Origin of the sequence: Shewanella olleyana (assembly GCF_023283825.1) — a bacterium.
Taxonomy (GTDB): Bacteria; Pseudomonadota; Gammaproteobacteria; order Enterobacterales; family Shewanellaceae; genus Shewanella; species Shewanella olleyana.
On sequence record NZ_JAKILD010000016.1, the window covers coordinates 41986 to 66886 of the forward strand.

Genomic DNA, 24901 nt, shown 5'->3' on the forward strand with positions numbered 1-24901 from the left:
TAAATATTTTTACCATGCCCACATAAATGCCGCCACAATTAAAGAGTATCGAATTGTTTTGCCAATTAAAATCATGATAGTTGACGGCACAATTGGCAGTTTTAACCAGCCAGCTATTAAACACAAAATATCACCAATCAAAGGGAGCCAAGAAAGTAACAGTGCCCAGTAGCCATATTTTTCAATTAATTTTAATCCATGTTGATACTTTTTTGAGGCAAAGTCGTCAGGAGTCTTAGCAAACCGACCTAAATAGCCTAAATAATAGCTGGTGATTGCGCCTAATGAATTGCCCACACTGGCTACGATTAGCAAAGATAACCACATTTCTGGGGCATCTGTTAATAAGGCCACAAGTAAAACTTCTGAGCCCCCTGGTAACAAAGTTGCCGCCAAGAAAGCCCCACTAAACATTAACCATAACGCAGTCATTCACTTTACCTAATGATATCTATAGAGTTTTAAACACTTTTAAACGACTTAACCTCAAGTTAGCAAGTTGTTGAATTTTAAAGTGCATTTAACATATTATGTAATTGATATAAGTTATATCAAAAACGGTTTGTTCCATCTTGGAACACTCAATACAATTCGAAAAATTGTGCAGCTAAAGACTGTAGTTAAGCAATATTAAAATAAGCTGAACCTAAACTCGCTTATCACGGTATACCTACTTTCTTACAAAACAAATCAACAATGACTATCAATGGCCTTTAAGTGTGATTGTGTTAGGTTATTGACATAATAATCCCCTTGCTCACTGTATAGAGCAAGTATAATAACTAGTTGGAATTGAAATGATTTTTCAAACCTTGAAGCGTATTCCTTTTTGGCAGAAAGTGCTAGCAGGTTTTGCATTTGGTATTTTGGCAGGCGTCGCCTTGGGCGATAGCGCTGTGATGCTAAAACCATTAGGCGACTTATTCATTAGCGCCATTAAAATGTTGGTCGCGCCTTTGGTATTTTGTGCCATTGTAGTCAGTATTACCTCTTTAGGTACCCAAGCGAACCTAAAACGACTTAGCTTAAAAACCTTAGGCTTGTTTATGCTAACGGGTACTGCGGCTTCATTCATTGGCCTTGCAGTTGGTAGCTCATTTGACATGGGCGGTAGCATTGAACTGGCGACTTCAGAAGTTCGTGACCGTGATATTCCTGGTTTTGCTCAAGTGCTGCTGAATATGATCCCTGTTAATCCTTTTGCTTCGCTAGCGGAAGGAAAAGTGCTGCAAATCATTGTATTTGCCGCTTTAGTCGGTATCGCCATTAATGCGGTTGGCGAGAAAGCAGCGCCATTAAAGAACACCATTGGCGCTGGCGCTGAAGTGATGTTTGAACTAACCCGTATGGTATTAAAGCTCACTCCAATCGGTGTATTTGGTTTAATGGCATGGGTTGTTGGCGAATATGGTTTATCAACCTTATTACCACTGGGTAAGTTCATTTTAGCCATTTACGTTGCAGCCTTAATCCATATTATTTTCGTTTATGGCGGCCTGATTAAGTTTGTGGCGAAATTAAGCCCAGTGCAGTTTTTCCGTAAAGCGATGCCGGCGCAGTTAGTAGCTTTCAGTACCGCTTCAAGCTTTGGTACCTTGCCAGCAAGTAGTAAATGTACTGAATCAATGGGTGTGTCAAAACGTTATAGCGCGTTTGTACTACCGCTTGGTGCCACCATGAATATGGATGGTTGTGGCGGTATTTACCCTGCTATTGCCGCTATCTTTATTGCGCAAATCTACGGTATTCCGTTAGATATGACTGATTACATGTTAATTGCAGTTACTGCTACTGTAGCCTCAGTTGGTACTGCAGGTGTTCCTGGAAGCGCGATGGTGATGTTAACCGTGACTTTAGGTGTTGTGGGTTTACCGCTTGAGGGGATTGCCTTTATCGCTGCCATTGACCGTGTAATAGACATGATCCGCACCGCAACTAACGTCACTGGCGATATGATGACAGCTGTTGTGATTGGTAAGAGCGAAGGTCAGTTTGACGAAGCGCAATTCAACTCAAATGATAAGGTGGTTGAGCAAGCCGCCTGACAGATATAACGCACTTAAGATTTAACAAAAAAATGGCAGATGAAATCATCTGCCATTTTTATTAGCTAAAGCTAGAACTAAAATTTAGCGTTGGCCCATAACCAGACTTTATCGGTATCGACTTTACCAGCGGCAACATCACCCGCAGAGTATGCAGCGTATTTAATCCCTAAGGTGTAATTATCGTAAACAGGTACACTGAATACTGCATCAATTTCCGAACCTAAATCATCCACAAGTGCAGATGATTCATCGGCCTCAAATTCATGATAAACCACAGCCCATTTCCCGCCTAACACTTTACCGCCAATCGATGCGTATAAATCTGCTAAACCTTGCTGAGGTGTTGTTAAGAATTGGTCTGTCCAACCATTAAATCCGTGCAATGTAGCAAGTGGAGTCGAGAAGCCATAATCGCCGCCATCAGAACCTAATAGTTCATAACCCACTTTGAATGTAATAGCTGAAAACCCAACCCCGCCTTCCACACTCATGTAATCAGCTGAGTATGACTGACCTGCACTATCAGAATCCTGTGTGGCATATTCTGCTGAGTATAGAACCTTAATATCGCCGACGTCTGTGCTACCAGCAAAACGAAGACCATAGGTGTCTAAGCCGTTGTCAGTATCGTTATCCACTTCAAGCAGATAACCATAACCACTTAAGGTACCAAAACCTGTTTTAAGAGATGCATTGATCAGGTTATCTTTCGAATCAATATCTTTTTCTTGAGCAAAAATACGGTTACGTTGAGTAATGTAGCCATAGTCAATTTTGAAAATATCATTGAATTGATAATCAAGCATCACACCATCAAATGTCTGCCTGTCTTGACGCCAGCCTACGTGACCCACAAAACGTTGGTTATCAAAGGTGATCACCTGACGGCCACCTTTAATACTAAAGCCTTTAAATTTGTATTTAAGGAATAACTGATCCAGCTCTGTGGTTTCTGGATCTGCAATCACAGAGTAATCAGGATTTTTTCCTAGCGTGTTATTGTAATCATCAACCCCCGCTACAACACGTGAATCTTCAAATTCGACTAACGATGAAAAGCCATAGTAATCAGCTGTGGCATAAGTCAGTCTGGTTCGAAGTGTAAAAGCATCAGCATCTTTCAATGCATTATCTTGTTCCACCATTTCATAGCGAAGGTTTAAGTCAACTTTCACTTTTCCTTCAGTCACAGCCTCTGCAATACTGGTTGCTTCAGCGGCATTCACTTGACCTACAGAAAGGATGGCAAGCGAAGCTGGAGCCAGTAAGGTTAATGCAGGTTTTGCCAACTTTTCTTTAATTAAGCCTGCAAGTTGATTCTTTTTCATCATAGTTCCCTTAGTTTTTATAAATCTTATCCATCAAAAATCCTAGCCAACATCAGCAGTTTCATTATCACTAATTGAAGACTTGCTAATGTTAATATTCTCAACTTTACGTTGTTTTTCGTATAAGAACTTAAGTACCTCTGCTCTTAAACGGTTATATTCTTTGTCTTCTGCCAGTGCTAAGCGTGCCCTTGGCCGCGGAAGATTAACCTCTAAAATCTCACCAACGGTTGCAGCGGGCCCATTGGTCATCATCACAATTTTGTCAGACAGTAACACCGCTTCATCCACATCATGGGTGATCATAATGACGGTATTATTTAACTCATTTTGGATTTCCATTAACGAGTCCTGCATATGAGCACGTGTAAGTGCATCAAGCGCACCAAAAGGCTCGTCCATCAATAAAACATCTGGTTGCATCGCCAATGCGCGTGCAATGCCCACACGCTGCTTCATACCACCTGATATCTCACTGGGACGTTTATGCATGGCATGATCCATATGCACTAGCTTGAGGTTATGCTCAATCCATTGCTTCATTTCAGCTTTATTCATTTTCTTCTGAAACACCTGCTTAACCGCGAGTTCCACATTTTGATAGGCTGTTAACCAAGGTAAAAGCGAATGATTTTGAAACACAACCGCACGTTCAGGGCCTGGTTCAGCCACTTCGGTGCTGTTTAAAATTACCCCACCTTTGGTCGCTTGATATAAACCCGCCACAATATTTAATACCGTAGACTTGCCGCAACCAGAGTGACCAATCAATGAGACAAATTCGCCTTTATTGATTTTAAGATTCACTTCCTTAAGGGCTTTAAACGGCCCATTAGGAGTGGGGAAATCCATATCAATGTTACTTATATCTAAAAAGGTGCTCATCAGACTTTTCCTCTTTCAATCACTACTTCTTTAATGATGACTTCTTTCATTGGCTACTTATTTACAATGATTATTTAGTTTTATCCCAAGAGAACCAGCGTTGTAGCGCCAGGACACCTCGGTCTAATAAAAAACCAATCAAACCAATCACAACAACTGCAGCCATGATGCGGGCTAGCGATTCTGAGCTACCATTTTGGAATTCATCCCAAACGAATTTACCTAAACCAGGGTTTTGCGCTAGCATTTCAGCGGCAATCAACACCATCCAAGCAACCCCTAGCGATAAACGCATACCAGTGAAAATCAATGGAATTGATGCAGGTAATACAATTTTTTGCACATGAGTTAAAGGCGATAAACGTAGTACTCGACTCACATTAACTAAGTCAGAATCTATGTTGGCGACACCCAATGATGTGTTAATCATCATTGGCCATAAGCTACATAAAGTGACCGTTAGTAGTGAGTTAATAAATGACTTAGACACCATAGGATCTGGCGACACATACAGCGCACTTACAACCATTGTCACCAAAGGCAACCAAGCAAGCGGAGAGACAGGTTTGAACACTTGAACGATTGGGTTTAACGCCGCATTCAGTGTTGGACTTAAGCCCATCCAAATCCCCATAGGGATGGCGATGACAGCCGCAAGTAAAAAGCCGGACATAACCGTAACAAGACTGGTAAAAATCTGATCAACAAAGGTTTCTTTACCAGTGTAAGCACGAATTTTTACTACATAGCTTGGATCAACTTCGAGTCTTGCAGCATTACGTTTGTCTTGGCGTTCGTAAAAAGCCTCAGCTTTTACTCGCTCAGCATTGTGCTCTTGGTATAAAGCGCCAAACTGCCCTGCCACGGCAACAGGTCCAGGGAATTTACCTAGCGAAGTATTAATGCTGTTTGCTGCAATTGACCAAATCACTAAAAATACAGTGATACCAATAACAGGTAGCAATAACGCTTTACTGGCTTGACCCATCCAAGATAGAAAAGAAGTGACCTTGCTTTTATCTATCATTAATCGATCTGTTAACCGCGTAATGGTTGTCATAATGTTTTCCTTAACTACTTAACATTAATCGTAAGCAACATGATTAATCATGCTGCTTACCAATGGCTTACGAATAAACGCTTATAGTTTGTCGCCTTGCTTTAAACCAATAGCGAACTTACTTAAATAATCATTTGGCGCACTGCCGTCATATACAATGTCGTCAATAAAGTGCTGCTGTGGCTTTTTGAAACCAGTCTCTGTCGCAAAGTCAGGGAAGTGTTTTGCAGCAATGGTTTTATCATCAATCAATGATTGCGCAGCTTTTGCGTAAATATCAGGACGATAAACTTTTGCTGCAATTTCTTTGTACCAAGCATCAGGCTTGTCATCAGAAATTTGTCCCCAACGACGCATTTGAGTCAGGTACCAAATCGCATCTGAGTAATATGGATATGTCGCGTTGTAGCGGAAGAACACATTAAAGTCAGGTACTGCACGTTTATCACCTTTCTCATATTCAAACGTACCTGTCATACTGTTTGCGATAACGTCGTAATCAGCGCCAACGTAATTAGATTGAGATAGGATTTTCACAGCCGCTGGGCGGTTAGCATTGTCATTATCATCTAACCATTTCGCGGCTTTAATTAACGCACGAGTTAAACGAATTGTGGTGTTAGGGTACTTTTCAGCAAACTCAGCGGTTATACCGAATACTTTCTCTGGGTTATCTTTCCAAATCTCATAGTCGGTAACCACTGGCACACCAATACCTTTAAATACCGCTTGTTGGTTCCATGGCTCACCAACGCAGTAACCATAAATAGTGCCTGCTTCAAGTGTTGATGGCATTTGCGGTGGAGGCGTAACAGATAAGAAAGCTTCAGCATCTAACTGACCTGAAGTATCACCTTTATGTGGCGCATAAAACCCTGGATGAATACCGCCAGCGGCTAGCCAATAACGTAATTCATAGTTATGGGTTGATACCGGAAATACCATGCCCATTTTGAAAGGTTTACCCTCTTCAGTGTATTGCTCAACGACAGGCTTTAGTGCATCAGCTTTAATCGGGTGAACAGGTTTACCTTCGCTGTCTTTAGCAATATTTGGCTTCATTTTTTTCCAAATATCATTTGAAACCGTAATCGCATTACCGTTCAAATCCATTGAAAAAGGCGTGATAATATGAGCTTCAGTTCCGTAACCAATGGTTGCAGCGATTGGTTGACCCGCTAACATATGCGCGCCATCTAAACGGCCGTCAATCACACCATCTAACAGCACTTTCCAGTTTGCTTGTGCTTCAATCGTGACGTATAAGCCCTCTTCTTCGAAGTAGCCATTTTCGTAAGCAATCGCAATTGGCGCCATATCAGTTAATTTAATAAAACCGAAAGTTAGCTCCTCTTTTTCAGGAAAACCGACTTCAGCCATTGCTGGCACTACTGCGGTAAACGATACCGCCAGTAAGGTATGTTTAAGTGCTTTTTTCCAATTCATCTTTATATCCTTGTAAAATTTAAAAAGAGAAAACAAAAAAGGCGCCAATTACTCCTTTAGGAATAATTAAGCGCCTTTGCTTAAATGTAAAATTAGCTTTAAACTCTAAAAACAACTTAAATCGTTTGTTTAATCATCGATTTATAGTGTGTATTGACAGTGTTCGATTATGTATTTATTAAACATTACTATTCAGCAACCGTGCCAACTCATTAAGTTATTGTTTTATATTGATATATACATTTTAAATTAGGTAGTACTCATAAAGAGGTGTTCCAATTCAGTGCGATATCAACTTAACCGCACCTAAATGGGTACTTAGTTTCCTATCAGTTCCTAAATAGGTGCAAGGCATAAATCTGCTGATAGTTAACACTGAAAGTAGCTTTGATAGAGATAAAGCTTCTACTGATTGCGACATCAGAGCATATACAGAATGAATGAACATTATTGAAAGCTTCAACGAAAGTTGTTTCTTGTGCTGGTCAGTTTAGATATCAGGTTAAATAACAGGCATTAAAAAGCCACTGACATGCAGTGGCTTTATAAGTCTTATCACTTATTAATGATAAGCAATGTAAGACTTCGACAACAGATTAGCCTAATACCGCTAGCAAGACACCAGCAGCAACAGCACTACCGAGTACACCGGCAACGTTAGGCCCCATAGCATGCATTAACAAGAAGTTTTGTTGGTTAGCCTCTAGACCCACCTTATTCACGACTCGAGCAGCCATAGGCACTGCTGATACACCTGCAGCGCCAATCAATGGATTAATCTTACCACCAGATAGCTTAGACATTAGCTTAGCCATCATCACACCAGCAGCTGTACCTATACTAAATGCAACTGCACCTAATACCAAAATACCCAAAGTCTCAATACGTAAGAACTCTTCAGCCTGCAGTTTAGAACCAACAGCTAGACCAAGGAAGATTGTCACTATATTGATCAATTCGTTTTGAGCTGTGCTAGATAATCTATCAACCACGCCTGACTCACGCATTAAATTACCAAGACAGAACATGCCTACTAATGGCGTTGCAGCAGGTAAAAACAGAATAGTCATGCCGACAACCATCAACGGGAAGATAATTTTCTCTTTCTTACTCACTTCACGTAGCTGTTCCATTTTAATCGTACGCTCTGACTCACTAGTCAATAAACGCATGATTGGTGGTTGAATTAACGGAACCAACGCCATGTAAGAATAAGCAGCAACGGCAATCGCACCCAATAAGTCAGGGGCAAGCTTAGAGGCTAAGAAAATCGCCGTGGGTCCATCAGCGCCACCAATAATTGCAATGGCGGCAGCATCTTGCATGCTAAATTCAAAACCAGGAACTAAGTTCAGTGCAATAGCACCAAGCAAAGTGGCGAAAATACCAAACTGCGCCGCGGCGCCTAATAACAAGGTTTTAGGGTTAGCAATCAGTGCACCAAAGTCTGTTAGTGCGCCTACTCCCATGAAAATCAATAATGGGAAAATCCCAGTTTCAATACCCACATAATAGGCATACCAAAGCAGACCACCTTCATCGGTAAAGCCAGCATTTGGGATGTTAGCTAGAATTGCACCAAAACCAATAGGCACTAAAAGTAGCGGCTCAAACCCTTTAGCAATAGCAAGATAAAGTAGTAACCCACCAATCGCCATCATGAATAATTGATCAGGTGCGAAGTTAGCAATACCCGTCTCAGACCAAAAGGCCATTAATCCTTCCATGCTATCTCCTACGCTAATGCCAACAGAGGTGAACCCACTGTCACTGCATCACCTTGTTTAACTGATACATTACGGATAACGCCCGCAGTTGCAGCACGTACTTCGGTTTCCATTTTCATGGCTTCTAGAATGATGATTACATCACCTTCATTCACTTGGTCGCCATCATTAACCAAGACTTTGAAAATATTGCCAGATAGCGGCGCATTCATCGTCATTTTGATTTCATTACTCACCGGTGCGTGCGGTGCAAGTGGAGCTGGAGCTTGTGAGCCTCCAGATGCAGCAGCTGGCACTATTTGGCTGATATCGCCACCTTCACTCACTTCAACAACAAAGCTTTGACCCTGAACGTTTACGGTATAAGTTTCAGGCCCTTTCTCAGCCTTAGCTGCAGGTACAGCCATATCATCAGCACTAGGTACAGGCTCAAAGGCATCAGGGTTGCCACGATTTGATAGGAACTGTAAGCCAATTTGGTTGAATAACGCGTAGGTCATAACATCGTCATCGGTATCAGCTGCTAAGGTAAAGTTATCTTTCTTAGCTATCTCACTGAGCTCTGAGCGAAGTTTATCCAGCTCAGGTTCAATAAGGTCCGCAGGGCGACAGGTAATCGCTTCTGCGCCATTTAACACGCGAGCTTGCAGCTCAGCATTAACTGGAGCAGGAGTTGCGCCGTACTCGCCTTTCAATACGCCCTCAGTTTCCTTAGCAAGGGTTTTATAGCGTTCGCCCATTAAGACGTTAATCACTGACTGAGTACCGACGATTTGAGAGGTTGGTGTCACTAAAGGTAAAAAGCCTAAATCTTCACGTACACGCGGGATTTCTTCTAGCACTGCATCCATCTTGTCTGCCGCGCCTTGCTCTTTAAGCTGATTCTCCATGTTAGTTAACATGCCACCTGGTACTTGGGCACGAAGAATACGAGAATCAATCCCTTTAAGCGCCCCTTCGAAGCGAGCATATTTTTTGCGCACGTCTCTGAAGTAAGCGGCAATCTCTTCTAACGTTGCCATGTCATAACCAGTAGAGCGGCCATTATCTTCAGCCATAGCAACAAGCGTTTCAGTAGCCGAGTGACCATAGGTTTGGCTCATTGACGAGATAGCGGTATCAAGGACGTCAATTCCAGCTTCAATCGCTTTTTGATAAGTTGCAGTACTCAAGCCCGTCGTTGCATGGCAATGCATAGAAACAGTTAAATCAGTTTGAGACTTTAAACGGCTAATAAGGTCATAGGCTTCCATTGGTTTAAGTAAACCAGCCATATCTTTAATACATAATGAATCACAGCCTAAATCTTCAAGGTTTTTAGCCATTGAAACCCAAGTATCAACTGTGTGAACAGGACTGGTTGTAAATGAAATTGTTCCTTGTGCATGACCGCCAACTTGTTTAACGGCTTTAACGGCAGTTTCAAGGTTACGTACATCGTTCATTGCATCAAAAACACGGAAAACATCTACACCATTTGTGTGAGCTCGCTCAACGAAACGGGTCACCACATCATCAGCATAATGGCGGTAACCTAATAAATTTTGACCACGTAATAACATTTGTTGTGGTGTGTTTGGCATGACCTTTTTTAATTCACGAATACGATCCCAAGGATCTTCGCCTAAATAACGAATACATGAATCAAAGGTAGCACCACCCCATGACTCTAAAGACCAAAAACCAACTTTATCCAGTAAAGGAGCGATAGGTAACATATCGTCTAAACGTAGGCGGGTTGCCAAGATAGACTGATGGGCGTCTCTTAATACTACATCTGTTAACGCTAAAGGCTTGCTCATAAAAACTCCTAAACTTTAATCTTTTGCACGATACTGATGAATAGCAGAAGTAATAGCTGCTACTAACTTAGGATCAAGTGTTGTTGCTGATGCTGCGGCCGGTGTTGGCGCGTGAGCAACGGCAGATTGATTCTCTGACTCGCATAATCTAGCGACGATTTTAATACCGACAATTAGAATACTTAAAAATATGAATACTAAGCCCATTCCCATTATCATCACGCCTAGGGCGTTAAATAACTGCTCAGATATTGAAGTCATACATCCTCTCTTGTCTTAATGTTCAATCAGCGATTGCACATAGGATCCACTTTTGATTACGTAAAGCCGATGAAGTGACTCATATCAATGACTCATGCACCATTTTTAAGCATTAAGTCATGTTTCAGGGTCACTTAGAATAATTATTCAGTCCATATTAACCAATTTCAGATTATAAAAAAGACCTCAATCATCCAATTTGGTTATATCAAATTTTTCATCGACGAAAAATATAACCAATCTATAACAATTAATCCAACAGCTTGTAAATTGGTCAGACCAAAAATAATAAAATTAGACCTCTCTATGTAATAATTCACTAATTTTTTTACGTTATTATTGAGAATTGTTCAATTCTGAGCGTTCTAATCAAAAAATGACAAGATTATGACGAGTTCTATATAAAAAGTGATATCAATAATAAGAACAACCAACCGCCCCAAACCTGTGCATAGCATCTAAAAAGCATAAATATGTCGATTTTACGGCTTTAAGATGACTAATTATGAGGTTAGCCAACTCGCTTTTAGCAAAACTGGTCAACTATTCTAGTAATAGGGTCAATAGCGAAATGTATATCTTTTTAAGTTGGATTTTTTAGTGAGGTTAGCTAACGAATTGTTGAAGTAAAAAACTGAAGTGAAAAGCTGAAGTCTGTATTTTCATTCATACAGCATATCATCTAAATAGAAAATGGCTTTGAAAGTGGATCGCTCGATAGTGTTCAGCGTAATAAAAGGTAAATTTTAGACAAAAAAATACCCTGTAGTTGCCTACAGGGTATTCTCTATCATGGTGCGGATGGGAGGATTCGAACCTCCGACCGCCTGGTTCGTAGCCAGGTACTCTATCCAGCTGAGCTACATCCGCAAATCTTTTACTTTTTGCTCAAGGCTAATTGAGCTTAGTTGCATATTTAATATATGCAAATAATGGCGGAGAGGGAGGGATTCGAACCCTCGATGGGAGTTAAAGCCCATACTCCCTTAGCAGGGGAGCGCCTTCGGCCACTCGGCCACCTCTCCGAATTATGGTGCGGATGGGAGGATTCGAACCTCCGACCGCCTGGTTCGTAGCCAGGTACTCTATCCAGCTGAGCTACATCCGCATAATTTGGTATGAATTTTATATGGTGCGGATGGGAGGATTCGAACCTCCGACCGCCTGGTTCGTAGCCAGGTACTCTATCCAGCTGAGCTACATCCGCATATATAAAATGGTAAAGCTTTTGAATAATCTAATGGTGCGGATGGGAGGATTCGAACCTCCGACCGCCTGGTTCGTAGCCAGGTACTCTATCCAGCTGAGCTACATCCGCTCATTAAATAATTCAAACACAAATAGCAATGGTGCGGATGGGAGGATTCGAACCTCCGACCGCCTGGTTCGTAGCCAGGTACTCTATCCAGCTGAGCTACATCCGCATCGATATACTATTTTAAGAAATGGCGGAGAGGGAGGGATTCGAACCCTCGATGGGATTTAAAGCCCATACTCCCTTAGCAGGGGAGCGCCTTCGGCCACTCGGCCACCTCTCCGTTTCTTGGGCGGTATATTACTGTTTGAAGAAAATAAGTCAAACCCTTTTTCAGAAACATATATTCATTTGAACTGTTTTTAATCATATTGCCGACATAAGCCACAAAAATTTTCAATTCACCTTACCGATTTTTGTTTTTTAAGTTAAAAACAATTAAATCCATTTTTAACTCTAGTGGCTAGTTCAAACTGTTTAGACAGTAAAATGTTTCTTTATGGCGGTTTTCTGCTCCAATAACTTCAACTCAAGGTTTTAGTTACTTTGCTTATCTAAAAAGTAAGTTTTATTGGATATTAATATATAGGAGCAACAAACTGGAACTGGAACTGGAACTGGAACTGGAAGTGTATTAAGTCGGGTTAGGTAATCGAATCTGAGTCCAAACACAGCAAAGCAGTTAGTTTGAGATATTGCTGAAACATTCACTCAGTATAATCTGCTAATAAAGTTCGATTGACCTCTCCTAAATAATTGTGGGGTAATTCGAAGATAGATGTGGCCGATTTAAATATTGAAAATTGATGGCCTGATACTTATTTGACTAAGAGGCACTCTTAAAGAGCAGACACAAAAAAGCCAGCATAGACTGGCTTTAATAATATAACGCTTAACAATTCTGATTTATCAGAAATTGCCACCCTCTGGGGTAGTGTTTCCAGATTTTTCAGACTGGATACGTTGATAAATTTCTTCACGATGAACTGATACTTCTTTAGGTGCATTCACACCGATACGTACCTGGTTACCTTTAACACCTAGTACAGTAACAGTAACTTCATCACCTATCATTAATGTTTCGCCTACACGGCGAGTCAAAATCAGCATTCGATTGCTCCTTTAGTTCAATCAGCATACACCAGCTTCTATCCGTAATATGCGCGTTTTAATAGTGTTAGCTTAATACAAATAATTAGTTACGACACTAAATCAATAAAATTTTTAAGCTTTTTAGCGTAAAAAATCGAAAATCAATGAAATTTGGTAATTTAAGGGTCTGCTCGTATCAAGCTGTTAACATTTACAGACCATTCTTTAGACAAAGCTAAAACAGAACCTTCAAAACAAGTTGATGCTTTCATAAACAAAAAAGCATAAAAATCTATACTATTTTAATTTACAGTGCTTTGAACCAGATTTTAATAAAAAACGATGTCTCATAACTCATTAATCGACATCGATAATTATACTATGCCAAACCTTATACAATCACTCAAGCCATAAAGCGACCGTCTTCAATGGATGATGAAATAACTTAAACCAAATGACCTAACTAAGGTCATTTCATTAAGCTAACTTGTTAAAGCTGACTTCATAAAATTATCACCAACTCACTCGAACCGCTCAGACTTATAGGATTATCAATCTTATCCGTTTGCAATTAGCTTAAGCGCTCAGTTAACCAAGGTTGAACAAGTGCTAAAGCATCATCTAGATTTTCAGGTTGAGTGCCACCCGCTTGCGCCATATCAGGACGTCCACCGCCTTTGCCGCCAACTTGCTGTGCAACCATAGCCACTAACTCACCGGCCTTAACTTTACCGACAAGATCTTTACTTACACCTGCAATTAAGTTCACTTTGCCTTCATTGGCAATACCTAACACGATAATAGCTGAGTTAAGCTTTTGCTTGAGCTCATCTTGAAGGCCACGTAATGACTTTGGATCAACCCCTTCAAGTTTCTTAACTAAAACTTTGACGCCATTAAGCTCAACCGCTTCGCCAGCAATATCAGCACTTGCTGCAGCTGCGAGCTTGTCTTTAAGCTGAGACATTTCTTTTTCTAGTTGCTTCACTTTATCAAGATGCGCTTTAAGTTTAGCTACCACAGATCCTGAATCTGATTTAAGTAATGAAGCTGCTTTATCAAGCTGTGCTTGTTGCTCAGCAACATAAGCCATTGCCACTGAACCTGTAACAGCTTCAATACGACGAATACCTGCAGCAATACCGCCTTCAGATGTGATTTTGAATAAACCAATATCACCAGTGCGGCCAACATGAGTACCACCACAAAGCTCAATCGAGAAGTCACCCATAGTGACAACACGTACTTCGCTATCGTACTTTTCACCGAATAACGCCATAGCGCCCTGCTCTTTGGCCTCATCAATGCCCATTACGGCAGTTTTTAATTGATGGTTACGACGAATTTGAGTGTTGACCATTTCTTCAACTTGCTTAAGCTCTGCAGCAGTTACCGCTTCAAAGTGTGCAAAGTCAAAACGTAAGCGCTCAGGATTAACCAATGAACCTTTTTGGTTAACATGGGTACCTAGTACATTACGTAACGCTGAGTGTAATAAATGGGTAACTGAGTGATTAAGCTGAGTACGGTGGCGTAATTTTTTATCCACTTCAGCAGTAACCGTTTGACCGACAGTTAAAGTACCTGCAGTTAACTTACCTTCATGACCAAAAGCTTGACCAAAGATTTGGGTGTCTGAAACAGCAAATACATTTTCGCCAATAGATAACTGACCTTTGTCACCGACTTGACCACCTGATTCAGCGTAAAATGGCGTGTTATCTAGAACGATGACAGCTTCTTGTCCTGCTGATAAAGAATCAACTGCAGAGCCTTCAACATATATAGCACTGACTTTGCCTTCGCCATTCAATTCTGTGTAACCACAAAATTCAGTTTCGCCTTCAATTTTAAGGCCGCTGTTATAGTCAGTGCCGAAGTTACCTGCAGCTTGTGCACGGCTACGCTGCTCAGCCATTGCTGACTCAAAGCCCGCTTCATCAACAGTGATATCACGTTCACGACAAACATCAGCAGTAAGATCCACAGGGAATCCGTATGTGTCATATAGTTTAAATGCTGTTTCACCATCAAGCACATTAGTACTTAACTCGTTTAATGCCGCATCTAAAATCCCTAAACCACGTTCAAGGGTTCTAGCAAATTGCTCTTCTTCAGCTTTTAATGACTTTTCAATAATGGCTTTTGCTTCAACAAGGCCTTTACCTGCATCGCCCATTACTTCGATAAGTGTCGGCAGTAACTTGTAGAAGAAAGTCTCAGTTGCGCCAAGCTTATTGCCATGACGCACTGCGCGGCGAATAATACGACGTAAAACGTAACCACGGCCTTCATTTGATGGCATAACACCATCAGCAATAAGGAACGAACAAGAGCGAATATGATCGGCGATAACACGTAGTGATTTATTTTCTAAATCTTCAACGCCAATGATCTCAGCCGCTTTTTTAATTAACGCTTGGAAAATATCAATTTCGTAGTTTGAATGAACGCCTTGCATAATTGCAGCAATACGCTCGATACCCATACCTGTATCAACAGACGGTTTTGGTAGCGGCTTCATTTCACCGTCAGCTTGACGGTTATACTGCATGAATACGATGTTCCAAATTTCAATGAAGCGATCGCCATCTTCTTCAGGTGTGCCTGGACGGCCGCCCCAAATGTGTTCGCCGTGATCGTAGAAGATTTCAGAACATGGACCACAAGGGCCTGTATCACCCATCTGCCAGAAATTATCTGATGCATATGGTGCACCTTTATTGTCGCCAATACGGATAATATTTTCAGCAGCAACACCAATCTTTTTATTCCAGATTTCAAATGCTTCATCATCTGTATCATAGATAGTGACGCATAACTTCTCTGTAGGTAACTTCAATGTTTGAGTTAGGAAGTTCCATGCAAATGAAATCGCTTCTTCTTTAAAGTAATCACCGAAACTGAAGTTACCTAACATTTCGAAGAACGTATGGTGACGAGCGGTATAACCCACATTGTCTAAATCATTATGTTTACCACCAGCACGAACACAGCGTTGTGACGTTGTCGCACGTGTGTAACCACGGTTTTCTAAGCCAAGAAAAGCTTCTTTAAACTGGTTCATACCAGCATTAGTGAATAATAACGTTGGGTCGTTATGAGGCACTAAAGAGCTACTATCGACAACTTGGTGTCCGTTGTTACCAAAATACGCTAAAAATGCGCTTCTTAATTCTGTGGTGGTCTGAAACATGAAATCGCCCTAAATGGATAAATTCTATTTATCATGAAGCTGTATATCAGCTCGAATATTGGCAACATTATATACTTAAACAAACTGAAGGTGCGAGAATCTAGCGGCTTAGATTAGTGATTTTCTTGCATTGAATAGCGATTACCCCAATCGACAATTCATTTTACTGAGTTGACAGGCTAAAACTTGTCATTTATCCGCCTAGCTTTAACCAACCTTAGCGATGACACTTACCTTATTAGTATTGCGGATAACCTGATAAATCCCACCAGATAGAGACAGTTGCACACAAGTATACTTAACGCCATATTCAAATTGCCAGAATTCGGCAATTACGGGCGCAGCGGAGCCGGTAGCACTGTCCTCTTTTGCTCCATATTGCGGCGAAAAGTATCGAAAAAATATCTCATTATTATTGGCTGCTTGATAAGTGACAATCAGGGCTTGTTGAGTTAACTCGCTAAACCTTTTCTCATCAAAATCAAAATTTACCACTGCTTCTTTAGTGGCTAATGGAACAATCAAATAACCATTCAATTTATCGGTTTGTTTCGCTTTATCTAGCTGCGCCAGATTATCAACAACGACTTCATACTTTGTCATTGCATCTAAACAAATATGATTAGCGATAACTTCGGCTAAATCTGATAATAATCTTGATGCTATGAGTTCAACAGGAGCCAGATCAAGAGTATATGAACTATTAGATATGGATTTAACTGTAATAAGCTTGTTTAGAAATGAGCATTGTGAAAGGTTAATGTCAGTATTGAGCTCACTGATAATGACATCTGCAGCAGCTAAGGCACCATGACCACATAGGATCACTTCAGTTTCAGGTGAAAACCAACGAATATGATAACCAAGTTCAGTATGACTGCTCTCTTTAAAAATAAACGCACTGATTGGCAATCGGTTTTCTGCAGCCCGTTTCTGCATCAGTGATTCGTTTTCAAAAACCACTCTTGAGCTACAAACTTCTACAGCGGCAAGGTTTCCAGCTTGAGTATCACCACTAAATACTTGGCGAATAAATTGATTGAATAAAGACTTTTCTGTCATAGCAATTCCAATGAATACTTAATTCAAGCTCTGATTAATTTTGCCCTTAGTGCTAATGCGCAATTTAACCATAGTTTCCTGCATAGCCTTTCATGAAACAGTCATCATTAGTGAGTCATAATTAGTGGCTATTTGGCAATGTTATGCTGAGTATTAAAATGCCAATAATCAAATGCAATTGCATGAAAACCTATATACATTTAACTATATAGCAAGAAACTGTAACTATTTAGTATTTGAATAGTAAATAAAGACTAAGCTGGATGATGTATAGGTATTAATCATTATTAAGTGCGGAATCAAACTGGAATTGAAAAGAAAAGGAAGTATATATGGAGATAAGCTCGTCGCCTAAATTATCAAAGCTCCTATTGTTACTTGAGCGCTATAAAGCAACCAGAGCTGAAACAAGTCAAATTTGTAGTCGTTTAGAAATAGAAGATTTTTGTGTACAGCCTTGCGCTGAAGTCAGCCCACCCAAATGGCATTTAGGCCACACTACTTGGTTTTTCGAAGAGCTTATTCTAGTTCCCTTTTTAACAGGCTATGAAAGATTCGGTGAACAATTCAGTCTAATATTTAATTCCTACTATAAAGCTACAGGACTGCATTGGACTCAACAAAACCGTGGCCACCTTTCAAGGCCGACTGTGGCTGAAATTTATCAATACAGAGAACGAACAGATCAATTAATAGCAAAGCTACTTATTGATTTAAATTGCTTAAATACTGATTTGCTAGATAGTCAATTGTTAGATAGCCAACAGAGCATTGAGGTAGCAAAGCTGATTGAAATTGGAATTCATCATGAGCAGCAACATCAAGAATTACTTTATATGGATATCAAATATATCCTCCATTGCAACCCATCAACGCCTCCATATATTCAGCAGCCACTGCCAGCATCTAAAGCAGTAACGACATCATGGCAAAGCTTTGGTAGCCAATTAACAGAAATTGGTCATCAAGGAGATGGATATGCTTTTGATAATGAGTGTCCTCAGCATAAAACTTATTTAACTGAGTTTTCAATATCAGAAACCCTTGTCACCAATGGAGAGTATCTACAATTCGTTGAAGATAAGGGTTATCAGCAAGCGAAATATTGGCTGAGTTTGGGCTGGGATTGGGTGTGCGAAAATAACATAATATCGCCGCTATATTGGCGACAAGTTAATGGACAGTGGTATGAATATACCCTCCATGGACTCGCCCCATTAGATTTCAATGCTCCAGTGGTTCATGTCAGCTATTTTGAAGCTGCAGCATTTGCACAATGGCGACAATGCCGTTTACCGTCAGAGCAAGAATTCGAGCACTATTTGCGCCATCGCCAAAATGCTCTCACAGATCTACAGGCTAATGTCTATCATCCTAATAAAGCCGATGCTCAAACCCATCAAGTTTGGTGTTGGACTCAAAGCCATTACTCAGCTTATCCAGGCTACAAACCATTTGAAGGAAAGCTTGAAGAATACAATGGTAAATTTATGTGTAATCAATTCGTACTTCGAGGAGGTTGCATAGCGACACCATCTAGTCATTACCGCCATACATATCGAAACTTTTATCAACCACACCAACAATGGATGTTTTCAGGCATCAGGCTTGCTAAAGATTAAAGTAATAAGGAGGTAACAAGTGAAAATTTCTAAAATTTATAACAGTAAAAAAACTGTTGAGGCAATGAATAAAGAGCAATTTGCTATCGATGTGCTCACTGGGCTGGGCGCATCTCAAAAAGCACTGCAGGCAAAATATTTTTATGATGATACTGGCAGTAAGATATTTCAAAAAATTACTCAGCATCCTGACTATTACCCGACAAAAACAGAGTACGAAATATTAGACAGCGTTAAACACCAACTTGCAGATCTTATCAATGAATCAGAAATAGACATCATTGAGCTAGGTGCAGGAGATGGACATAAAACTCAGCTGATCATCAATGGTTTTACCGATAATAATTGTAGAGTGAATTACTACCCCATAGATATCTCAGAAGAAGCGATGTTAATGCTAAAAGAGACCATTAGTCCTCACCCATTTGTTGAGTGTCATGGCATAGTCGCTGAATATTTCGACGGCTTGCGTCAGGTTCGGGAAACGTCTAAGAATCGACAGTTAGTATTATTTCTAGGGTCAAATATCGGTAATTTTGACCGAGTCCAAAACCAAGGTTTTCTGCGACGTCTATGGATGAACATGGATAACAATGATTACTTACTAGTGGGATTTGACTTAAAGAAGGATGTCGATGTGTTAACTAAGGCATATAACGACTCTAGCGGACTGACAAGTGACTTTAATTTAAATTTACTAACACGAATCAACAACGAACTTGGCGGCAACTTTGATATCGGTAAGTTTCAACATTTCGGCGTATACAGCCCGTTACTCGGAGCTATGGAAAGCTATGTCATCGCCACTGAACCGCAAAGCGTTTATATCGCCGAGTTAAAGCGCCATTTTCATTTTGAAGCATTTGAACCTATTCACTTAGAGTTTTCATTTAAGTTTTTAAAAACTGACATTGACTTCATCAGTCAAAAAACTGGATTTGAAGTCATTAGGCATTTTAGTGATAGCAAGGACTACTTCATTGATTCTCTTTGGCAAGTGCAAAAATAGCTTTATTCCAGTGAGTGCAAAACAGTTGGATAAGCTTTATTTCGGGATGATTAGTAAACACGTTTTTAAAGCTAAAACGAATCAATAACGACTTTGATAGGATAATAATGATGGCAAATGACACTTCATATAAAGCTCCACATGATACTCATAGCAATAAACAAAATGCGATCGCATTCTATGAGATGGCGTATTTAGGTGAACCTACAAAAGCCGTGGATTTATATGTAGGGGCTAACTACATCCAACATAATCCGGCTGTTGGTGATGGCAAACAAGCTTTTATCGATTATTTCACCGAAATGGCAGAGTATCAGGGGAAGAGCATTCGTTTTGTTAGAGCCATCGCTGAAGGTGATTTGGTTGCATTACATACCCACCAAACTTGGCCTGGAAATGATCAATATATCACTATGGACTTCTTCCGGTTTGATGAGCTCGGAAAAATTGTTGAGCACTGGGATTCAATTCAGCAAATTCCGAGTGAGTCTAAAAATAACAATACTATGTATTAGCTGACTCGAGCCAGATTAACTAGTGCTAGCTTGACTCGAATAGCCTGACTTGTATTCGCTTGACTCATATTATACCCAAACAGCCTGAAGATGCTCGATTTCAGCAAGAATTTACACGTGTTTAGGCAAGGCATTGATTGCGGGTAATGGTTATTCCCTTTTCAAAATCAATAACGCAGCATAAACGCGTGTAAAACTTGCCCTCAGGGAGTTTCACCGTGTTCCCACTACGTTGTTGCGCTAATTTATAAGGTACCTACATTACCGCATTAACGCGCCTAGTATTGAAAACACGGTGAAGCTCTGAAACACGTATCTTCAAGTTGTTTGGGTATAGCTTGGCCCATATTTGTTTTTCAAGTTCTGGTATTCAATTTAGACGACACTTCATATCCAGTTTTACTTAATAAAGACCATAAAAAATCGCGATGGGCATGTGCCTATCGCGATTAAGATATTTGAATCAAGTGGCTAGCAATGGCCCTTAACTTAAGTTTAGAAAACCTAAGTTAAACTCAACTTAAAAAACTTCACCAGTTTCTAAGTCAATGTTTTCATCAGACTCAGCAGGAGCTGCATCTTTTTCTTTGCTTAGTAGCATTTGACGTAAGTTAGCTTCAATCTCTTCAGCAATTGCTGGGTTCTCAACTAAATACTTACCAGCATTCGCACGGCCTTGACCAATTTTATTGCCTTGGTAGCTGTACCATGCACCTGCTTTTTCAACAAGCTTATGTGCTACACCTAAATCAACTAATTCACCTGTACGGTTAATACCTTTTCCGTATAGGATTTGGAATTCAGCTTGTCTAAATGGCGCAGCAATTTTGTTCTTAACCACTTTAACTCGGGTTTCATTACCCACTACTGAGTCGCCATCTTTAATAGCACCTGTACGACGGATGTCTAAACGAACAGAAGCATAAAACTTAAGTGCGTTACCACCTGTTGTGGTTTCTGGGTTACCAAACATTACACCGATTTTCATACGGATTTGGTTAATAAAGATAAGCAAAGTATTTGATTGCTTAAGGTTACCAGCCAGCTTACGCATTGCTTGACTCATCATACGTGCCGCTAGACCCATATGTGAATCACCAATTTCACCTTCAATTTCAGCTTTAGGAGTCAATGCAGCAACAGAATCGACAATGATGACATCAACCGCGCCAGAGCGAGTTAATGCATCACAAATCTCAAGCGCTTGCTCACCAGTATCTGGCTGAGAACATAAAAGGTTATCAATATCTACACCTAAATTCTTAGCATAGATAGGATCAAGAGCATGTTCGGCATCGATGAAAGCACAAGTTTTACCTTGGCGCTGCGCTGCTGCAATCACTTCAAGTGTTAAGGTTGTTTTACCTGAAGATTCTGGACCGTAAATTTCTACGATACGACCCATAGGTAAACCACCAGCACCTAATGCAACATCCAATGAAAGCGAACCAGTAGAAATAGTTTCAACATCCATTGTGCGGTCTGCGCCCAATTTCATGATTGAACCTTTACCAAATTGCTTTTCAATTTGACCTAGTACGGCGTTTAGCGCTTTCTCTTTATTTGGATCTGCTTTCATTCTCTTTATCCCTTTAAGGTGACTCAGTTCGGCATGCGAACTTGGTAACGAATAAATTTGTCTGTCTAACAATATGAGCTCAGTATACTGTATAATCATACAGTATCAATAGTTACTGTATACTTTTTTGACATTAATTGAATCTAACTAAAATAAAACCTTTAAAATCAATAGTTAATTATGGATATATATTTCACACCTCAAAAAACACTCAGTAAAAACCACTGTATATACAGGTAGAGGATACTGTAAACATTTGAGATATAAACTATTTAACTTGCTCAAAATTCCACTAGTTAACCCTTTAAACACGACTGTATGAAGATAGCTTATTGGGAATCAAACTAATTATTGCTAAGATGAGCGCCGTTGATAATTCCGTTTTGAAGCCAGATTAAGAGCAATTACTTAATGACCGTAAATGAAGACCCAAGTTTAGAAAAGCATACCCCAATGATGCGTCAGTATTTAACGTTAAAAGCACAGCATCCTGAGATGCTTTTGTTTTATCGTATGGGGGACTTTTATGAATTATTTTATGAAGATGCCAAGCTAGCATCAGAACTATTAGGGATTTCACTAACTGCAAGAGGGAAAAGTGGCGGTAACGCAATCCCGATGGCGGGTTTACCCTACCATGCTGTCGAAGGTTATCTTGCCAAACTGGTTCAAATCGGTCAATCGGTAGCAATATGTGAGCAAATTGGCGACCCAGCCACCAGTAAAGGACCAGTTGAGCGTAAAGTCGTTAGAATTGTGACTCCAGGTACCTTGACTGATGAAGCATTACTTCAAGAAAGACAAGACAACTTGCTGGCAGCTGTTTACCAAGGTAAATCAGGCTATGGTTATGCCACTTTAGATGTTTCCTCTGGTCGTTTTGTTGTCGTAGAACTTGAAAATGCAGAAACATTAGAAGCAGAATTACAGCGCACAAGCCCAGCAGAACTTCTATATAGCGAAGATTTAGCGGATCGTTACCTCATTGAAAACCTTAAAGGGATCAGACGCCGACCTGAGTGGGAATTTGATTACGATACCAGTATTCAGTTATTACTCGAGCAATTCGGTACCAAAGATCTTCATGGTTTTGGCATAACCAATGCGCGCTTGTCACTTCAAGCTGCGGGTTGCTTAATGCAGTATGTTAAAGATACCCAAAAAACTGCGCTGCCCCATATCAGTAGTATCACCATGTTTAATCAGGCCGATACGATTATTTTAGATGCGGCAACAAGACGTAATCTTGAGCTAACGGTTAATCTTTCTGGTTCTCGAGATAATACCCTTGCTTGGGTACTTGATAAAACGGCTACGCCAATGGGCAGTCGCATGTTGCAACGCTGGATCCATCAACCTCTTAGAGAACAGCAACATATCAGTCAACGTCAGCAAGCCGTTTCTGAGCTTATCGAAACTGGGCTATATGCCGACTTACACCAGCAGTTAAAGGCATTAGGCGATATTGAACGTATCATGGCACGTCTTGCTATTCGTAGTGCAAGACCGCGTGATTTTGCCCGCCTACGCCAAGCTTTAGATTTGTTGCCAGAAATTCAACAAACGCTTAGCCACTGCAAACAAAGTGAAATGCAACGACTTGCAGGCTTATTGGGAGAGTTCCCAGAACAGCAACTGTTATTGCAATCAGCAATAGTAGATAACCCACCTATGTTAATACGTGATGGTGGTGTTATTCGAACGGGTTACAACGCACAATTAGATGAGTGGCGTGGCCTTAGTGAAGGTGCCAATGACTACCTTGTGCAGATGGAAGCGCGCGAAAAAGAGCAAACCGGCATCAATACTCTAAAAGTCGGCTATAACCGTGTACATGGCTACTACATTGAAGTCAGTCGTTTGCAATCAGATCAAGTACCGCTGAGTTATCAGCGTCGACAAACCCTGAAAAACACCGAACGTTATATCACTCCAGAGCTTAAAGAATATGAAGAAAAGGTGCTTTCAAGCCAAGGCAAAGCCTTAGCAATTGAAAAACAGCTTTGGGAAGAACTGTTCGACTTAATATTGCCCAAATTACATGAATTACAGCAATTTGCCCAAGCTGCATCAGAGTTAGATGTATTAAGTAACTTTGCCGAGCGCGCAGAAACCTTAGGCTATAACTGCCCGCAAATAAGTAACGAAATTGGTATCAACATTGAAGCGGGACGTCATCCAGTCGTTGAACTGGTTAGCAAGGCCCCTTTCATAGCAAACCCAGTAGTACTTGCTCCAGAACGTCGCATGCTCATTGTGACAGGTCCTAATATGGGCGGTAAGTCGACTTACATGCGCCAAGTTGCCCTCATTACGTTAATGGCACATATAGGCAGTTTTGTTCCTGCACAAAAAGCGGTGATTGGACCCATTGACCGAATATTTACTCGCATTGGTGCATCAGATGACCTTGCTTCTGGTCGCTCAACCTTTATGGTTGAAATGACAGAAACGGCAAATATTCTCCATAATGCTACCGCAAAGAGTTTAGTGCTCATGGATGAAATTGGTCGTGGTACTTCCACCTATGATGGTTTATCTCTTGCCTGGTCTGCTGCAGAATATTTGGCAGAAAAAGTGGCGGCGTTAACTTTATTTGCTACCCATTATTTCGAGTTAACTCAATTACCAGACCAGATGAGTGGTGCGGCTAATGTGCATTTAGATGCTGTAGAGCATGATGACACTATTGCCTTTATGCATGCTGTTCAAGAAGGAGCCGCGAGTAAAAGTTACGGTTTACAAGTGGCATCGCTCGCTGGCGTACCTGCACATGTTATTAAAGCTGCGAAACAAAAACTGCATATGCTTGAAAGCCGAGATTTAGCCAATACTCATCAAGTGCCAATACAAGAAGCACTTAACCTGACAATGCCTGAGCCACAAAACTCAGCGGCTACGGATAAACTGGCTCAAATTAACCCAGATGATTACAGCCCTAAACAAGCTTTAGATATGCTGTATGAACTAAAGCGCTTAGCTAATCTGTAAGACACTAAAGGTTAACTATTCAA

The 24901-nt window shown here is 40.6% G+C and carries 17 protein-coding genes and 7 tRNA genes; 5 read left to right on the forward strand and 19 right to left on the reverse strand.

What is annotated here, in order from left to right:
• Positions 1-9 precede the first annotated feature (9 nt).
• Positions 10-432 carry a YqaA family protein gene (locus tag L2735_RS12505; protein WP_248985032.1) on the reverse strand — a complete coding sequence of 141 codons (423 nt, stop codon included), beginning with the start codon at positions 430-432 and terminating at the stop codon, positions 10-12.
• A gap of 365 nt (positions 433-797) precedes the next feature.
• Here L2735_RS12505 and L2735_RS12510 point away from each other — a divergent pair, with 365 nt between their 5' ends.
• A complete protein-coding gene (locus L2735_RS12510; protein WP_248985033.1) occupies positions 798-2045 on the forward strand; it encodes a dicarboxylate/amino acid:cation symporter in 1248 nt (415 codons plus the stop codon).
• A gap of 77 nt (positions 2046-2122) precedes the next feature.
• Here L2735_RS12510 and L2735_RS12515 read toward each other — a convergent pair whose 3' ends face one another.
• The 17 genes from L2735_RS12515 to L2735_RS12595 all read right to left on the reverse strand — a co-directional run bounded on the left by L2735_RS12515 (position 2123) and on the right by L2735_RS12595 (position 17162).
• Positions 2123-3376, reverse strand: a complete 1254-nt coding sequence (locus L2735_RS12515) for an alginate export family protein (RefSeq protein ID WP_248985034.1) — start codon at positions 3374-3376, stop codon at positions 2123-2125.
• A gap of 42 nt (positions 3377-3418) precedes the next feature.
• Positions 3419-4261, reverse strand: a complete 843-nt coding sequence (locus L2735_RS12520) for an ABC transporter ATP-binding protein (protein ID WP_248985035.1) — start codon at positions 4259-4261, stop codon at positions 3419-3421.
• A 70-nt stretch (positions 4262-4331) separates the two neighbouring features.
• A complete protein-coding gene (locus L2735_RS12525; RefSeq protein WP_248985086.1) occupies positions 4332-5249 on the reverse strand; it encodes an ABC transporter permease in 918 nt (305 codons plus the stop codon).
• Positions 5250-5402: 153 nt separating this feature from the next.
• Positions 5403-6701 (reverse strand): CmpA/NrtA family ABC transporter substrate-binding protein, encoded by a 1299-nt coding sequence (locus L2735_RS12530; protein ID WP_248985087.1) that lies wholly within the window; start codon positions 6699-6701, stop codon positions 5403-5405.
• Positions 6702-7363: 662 nt separating this feature from the next.
• Positions 7364-8494, reverse strand: a complete 1131-nt coding sequence (locus L2735_RS12535) for a sodium ion-translocating decarboxylase subunit beta (protein WP_248985036.1) — start codon at positions 8492-8494, stop codon at positions 7364-7366.
• 8 nt (positions 8495-8502) lie between these two features.
• Positions 8503-10296 (reverse strand): sodium-extruding oxaloacetate decarboxylase subunit alpha, encoded by a 1794-nt coding sequence (oadA, locus tag L2735_RS12540; protein WP_248985037.1) that lies wholly within the window; start codon positions 10294-10296, stop codon positions 8503-8505.
• A gap of 15 nt (positions 10297-10311) precedes the next feature.
• The gene (locus L2735_RS12545; protein WP_248985038.1) at positions 10312-10557 is read right to left on the reverse strand and encodes an OadG family transporter subunit; all 246 of its coding nucleotides are present in this window, start codon (positions 10555-10557) and stop codon (positions 10312-10314) included.
• A 793-nt stretch (positions 10558-11350) separates the two neighbouring features.
• Positions 11351-11427: transfer RNA gene (locus L2735_RS12550), tRNA-Arg, on the reverse strand.
• Between the two features lie 63 nt (positions 11428-11490).
• Positions 11491-11582: transfer RNA gene (locus tag L2735_RS12555), tRNA-Ser, on the reverse strand.
• A 6-nt stretch (positions 11583-11588) separates the two neighbouring features.
• Positions 11589-11665, reverse strand: a tRNA-Arg gene (locus L2735_RS12560).
• Between the two features lie 22 nt (positions 11666-11687).
• A tRNA-Arg gene (locus L2735_RS12565) sits at positions 11688-11764 on the reverse strand.
• 34 nt (positions 11765-11798) lie between these two features.
• Positions 11799-11875, reverse strand: a tRNA-Arg gene (locus tag L2735_RS12570).
• A gap of 29 nt (positions 11876-11904) precedes the next feature.
• Positions 11905-11981: transfer RNA gene (locus L2735_RS12575), tRNA-Arg, on the reverse strand.
• Positions 11982-12003: 22 nt separating this feature from the next.
• A tRNA-Ser gene (locus tag L2735_RS12580) sits at positions 12004-12095 on the reverse strand.
• Positions 12096-12721: 626 nt separating this feature from the next.
• Positions 12722-12922 (reverse strand): carbon storage regulator CsrA, encoded by a 201-nt coding sequence (gene csrA, locus L2735_RS12585; protein ID WP_055023781.1) that lies wholly within the window; start codon positions 12920-12922, stop codon positions 12722-12724.
• Between the two features lie 553 nt (positions 12923-13475).
• Positions 13476-16100, reverse strand: coding sequence for an alanine--tRNA ligase (gene alaS / locus L2735_RS12590; protein ID WP_248985039.1), 2625 nt, complete (start codon positions 16098-16100; stop codon positions 13476-13478).
• A gap of 207 nt (positions 16101-16307) precedes the next feature.
• Positions 16308-17162 carry a PhzF family phenazine biosynthesis protein gene (locus L2735_RS12595; protein ID WP_248985040.1) on the reverse strand — a complete coding sequence of 285 codons (855 nt, stop codon included), beginning with the start codon at positions 17160-17162 and terminating at the stop codon, positions 16308-16310.
• 332 nt (positions 17163-17494) lie between these two features.
• On the opposite strand from L2735_RS12595, the gene egtB reads away from it, so the two are divergent.
• The 3 genes from egtB (at position 17495) to L2735_RS12610 (ending at position 20308) form a co-directional block, all read left to right on the forward strand.
• Positions 17495-18784 carry an ergothioneine biosynthesis protein EgtB gene (gene egtB / locus L2735_RS12600; RefSeq protein WP_248985041.1) on the forward strand — a complete coding sequence of 430 codons (1290 nt, stop codon included), beginning with the start codon at positions 17495-17497 and terminating at the stop codon, positions 18782-18784.
• A gap of 19 nt (positions 18785-18803) precedes the next feature.
• Entirely contained in the window at positions 18804-19793 is a 990-nt protein-coding gene (locus L2735_RS12605) for an L-histidine N(alpha)-methyltransferase (RefSeq protein WP_248985042.1), read from the forward strand.
• A gap of 107 nt (positions 19794-19900) precedes the next feature.
• A complete protein-coding gene (locus L2735_RS12610; protein WP_248985043.1) occupies positions 19901-20308 on the forward strand; it encodes a nuclear transport factor 2 family protein in 408 nt (135 codons plus the stop codon).
• A 520-nt stretch (positions 20309-20828) separates the two neighbouring features.
• Here the strand turns inward: L2735_RS12610 and recA are convergent.
• Positions 20829-21887, reverse strand: a complete 1059-nt coding sequence (gene recA / locus L2735_RS12615) for a recombinase RecA (protein ID WP_248985044.1) — start codon at positions 21885-21887, stop codon at positions 20829-20831.
• A gap of 411 nt (positions 21888-22298) precedes the next feature.
• Between recA and mutS the strand changes: the two genes are divergently transcribed.
• The gene (mutS, locus tag L2735_RS12620; protein WP_248985045.1) at positions 22299-24878 is read left to right on the forward strand and encodes a DNA mismatch repair protein MutS; all 2580 of its coding nucleotides are present in this window, start codon (positions 22299-22301) and stop codon (positions 24876-24878) included.
• Positions 24879-24901: the final 23 nt, after the last annotated feature.

Bases quoted from the DNA above. Each gene is read 5' to 3' on its own strand.
- L2735_RS12505 (WP_248985032.1), bottom strand. From the start codon at position 432: ATGACTGCGTTATGGTTAATGTTTAGTGGGGCTTTCTTGGCGGCAACT.
- L2735_RS12510 (WP_248985033.1), top strand. From the start codon at position 798: ATGATTTTTCAAACCTTGAAGCGTATTCCTTTTTGGCAGAAAGTGCTA.
- L2735_RS12515 (WP_248985034.1), bottom strand. From the start codon at position 3,376: ATGAAAAAGAATCAACTTGCAGGCTTAATTAAAGAAAAGTTGGCAAAA.
- L2735_RS12520 (WP_248985035.1), bottom strand. From the start codon at position 4,261: ATGAGCACCTTTTTAGATATAAGTAACATTGATATGGATTTCCCCACT.
- L2735_RS12525 (WP_248985086.1), bottom strand. From the start codon at position 5,249: ATGGGTCAAGCCAGTAAAGCGTTATTGCTACCTGTTATTGGTATCACT.
- L2735_RS12530 (WP_248985087.1), bottom strand. From the start codon at position 6,701: ATGGCTGAAGTCGGTTTTCCTGAAAAAGAGGAGCTAACTTTCGGTTTT.
- L2735_RS12535 (WP_248985036.1), bottom strand. From the start codon at position 8,494: ATGGAAGGATTAATGGCCTTTTGGTCTGAGACGGGTATTGCTAACTTC.
- oadA (WP_248985037.1), bottom strand. From the start codon at position 10,296: ATGAGCAAGCCTTTAGCGTTAACAGATGTAGTATTAAGAGACGCCCAT.
- L2735_RS12545 (WP_248985038.1), bottom strand. From the start codon at position 10,557: ATGACTTCAATATCTGAGCAGTTATTTAACGCCCTAGGCGTGATGATA.
- csrA (WP_055023781.1), bottom strand. From the start codon at position 12,922: ATGCTGATTTTGACTCGCCGTGTAGGCGAAACATTAATGATAGGTGAT.
- alaS (WP_248985039.1), bottom strand. From the start codon at position 16,100: ATGTTTCAGACCACCACAGAATTAAGAAGCGCATTTTTAGCGTATTTT.
- L2735_RS12595 (WP_248985040.1), bottom strand. From the start codon at position 17,162: ATGACAGAAAAGTCTTTATTCAATCAATTTATTCGCCAAGTATTTAGT.
- egtB (WP_248985041.1), top strand. From the start codon at position 17,495: ATGGAGATAAGCTCGTCGCCTAAATTATCAAAGCTCCTATTGTTACTT.
- L2735_RS12610 (WP_248985043.1), top strand. From the start codon at position 19,901: ATGATGGCAAATGACACTTCATATAAAGCTCCACATGATACTCATAGC.
- recA (WP_248985044.1), bottom strand. From the start codon at position 21,887: ATGAAAGCAGATCCAAATAAAGAGAAAGCGCTAAACGCCGTACTAGGT.
- mutS (WP_248985045.1), top strand. From the start codon at position 22,299: ATGACCGTAAATGAAGACCCAAGTTTAGAAAAGCATACCCCAATGATG.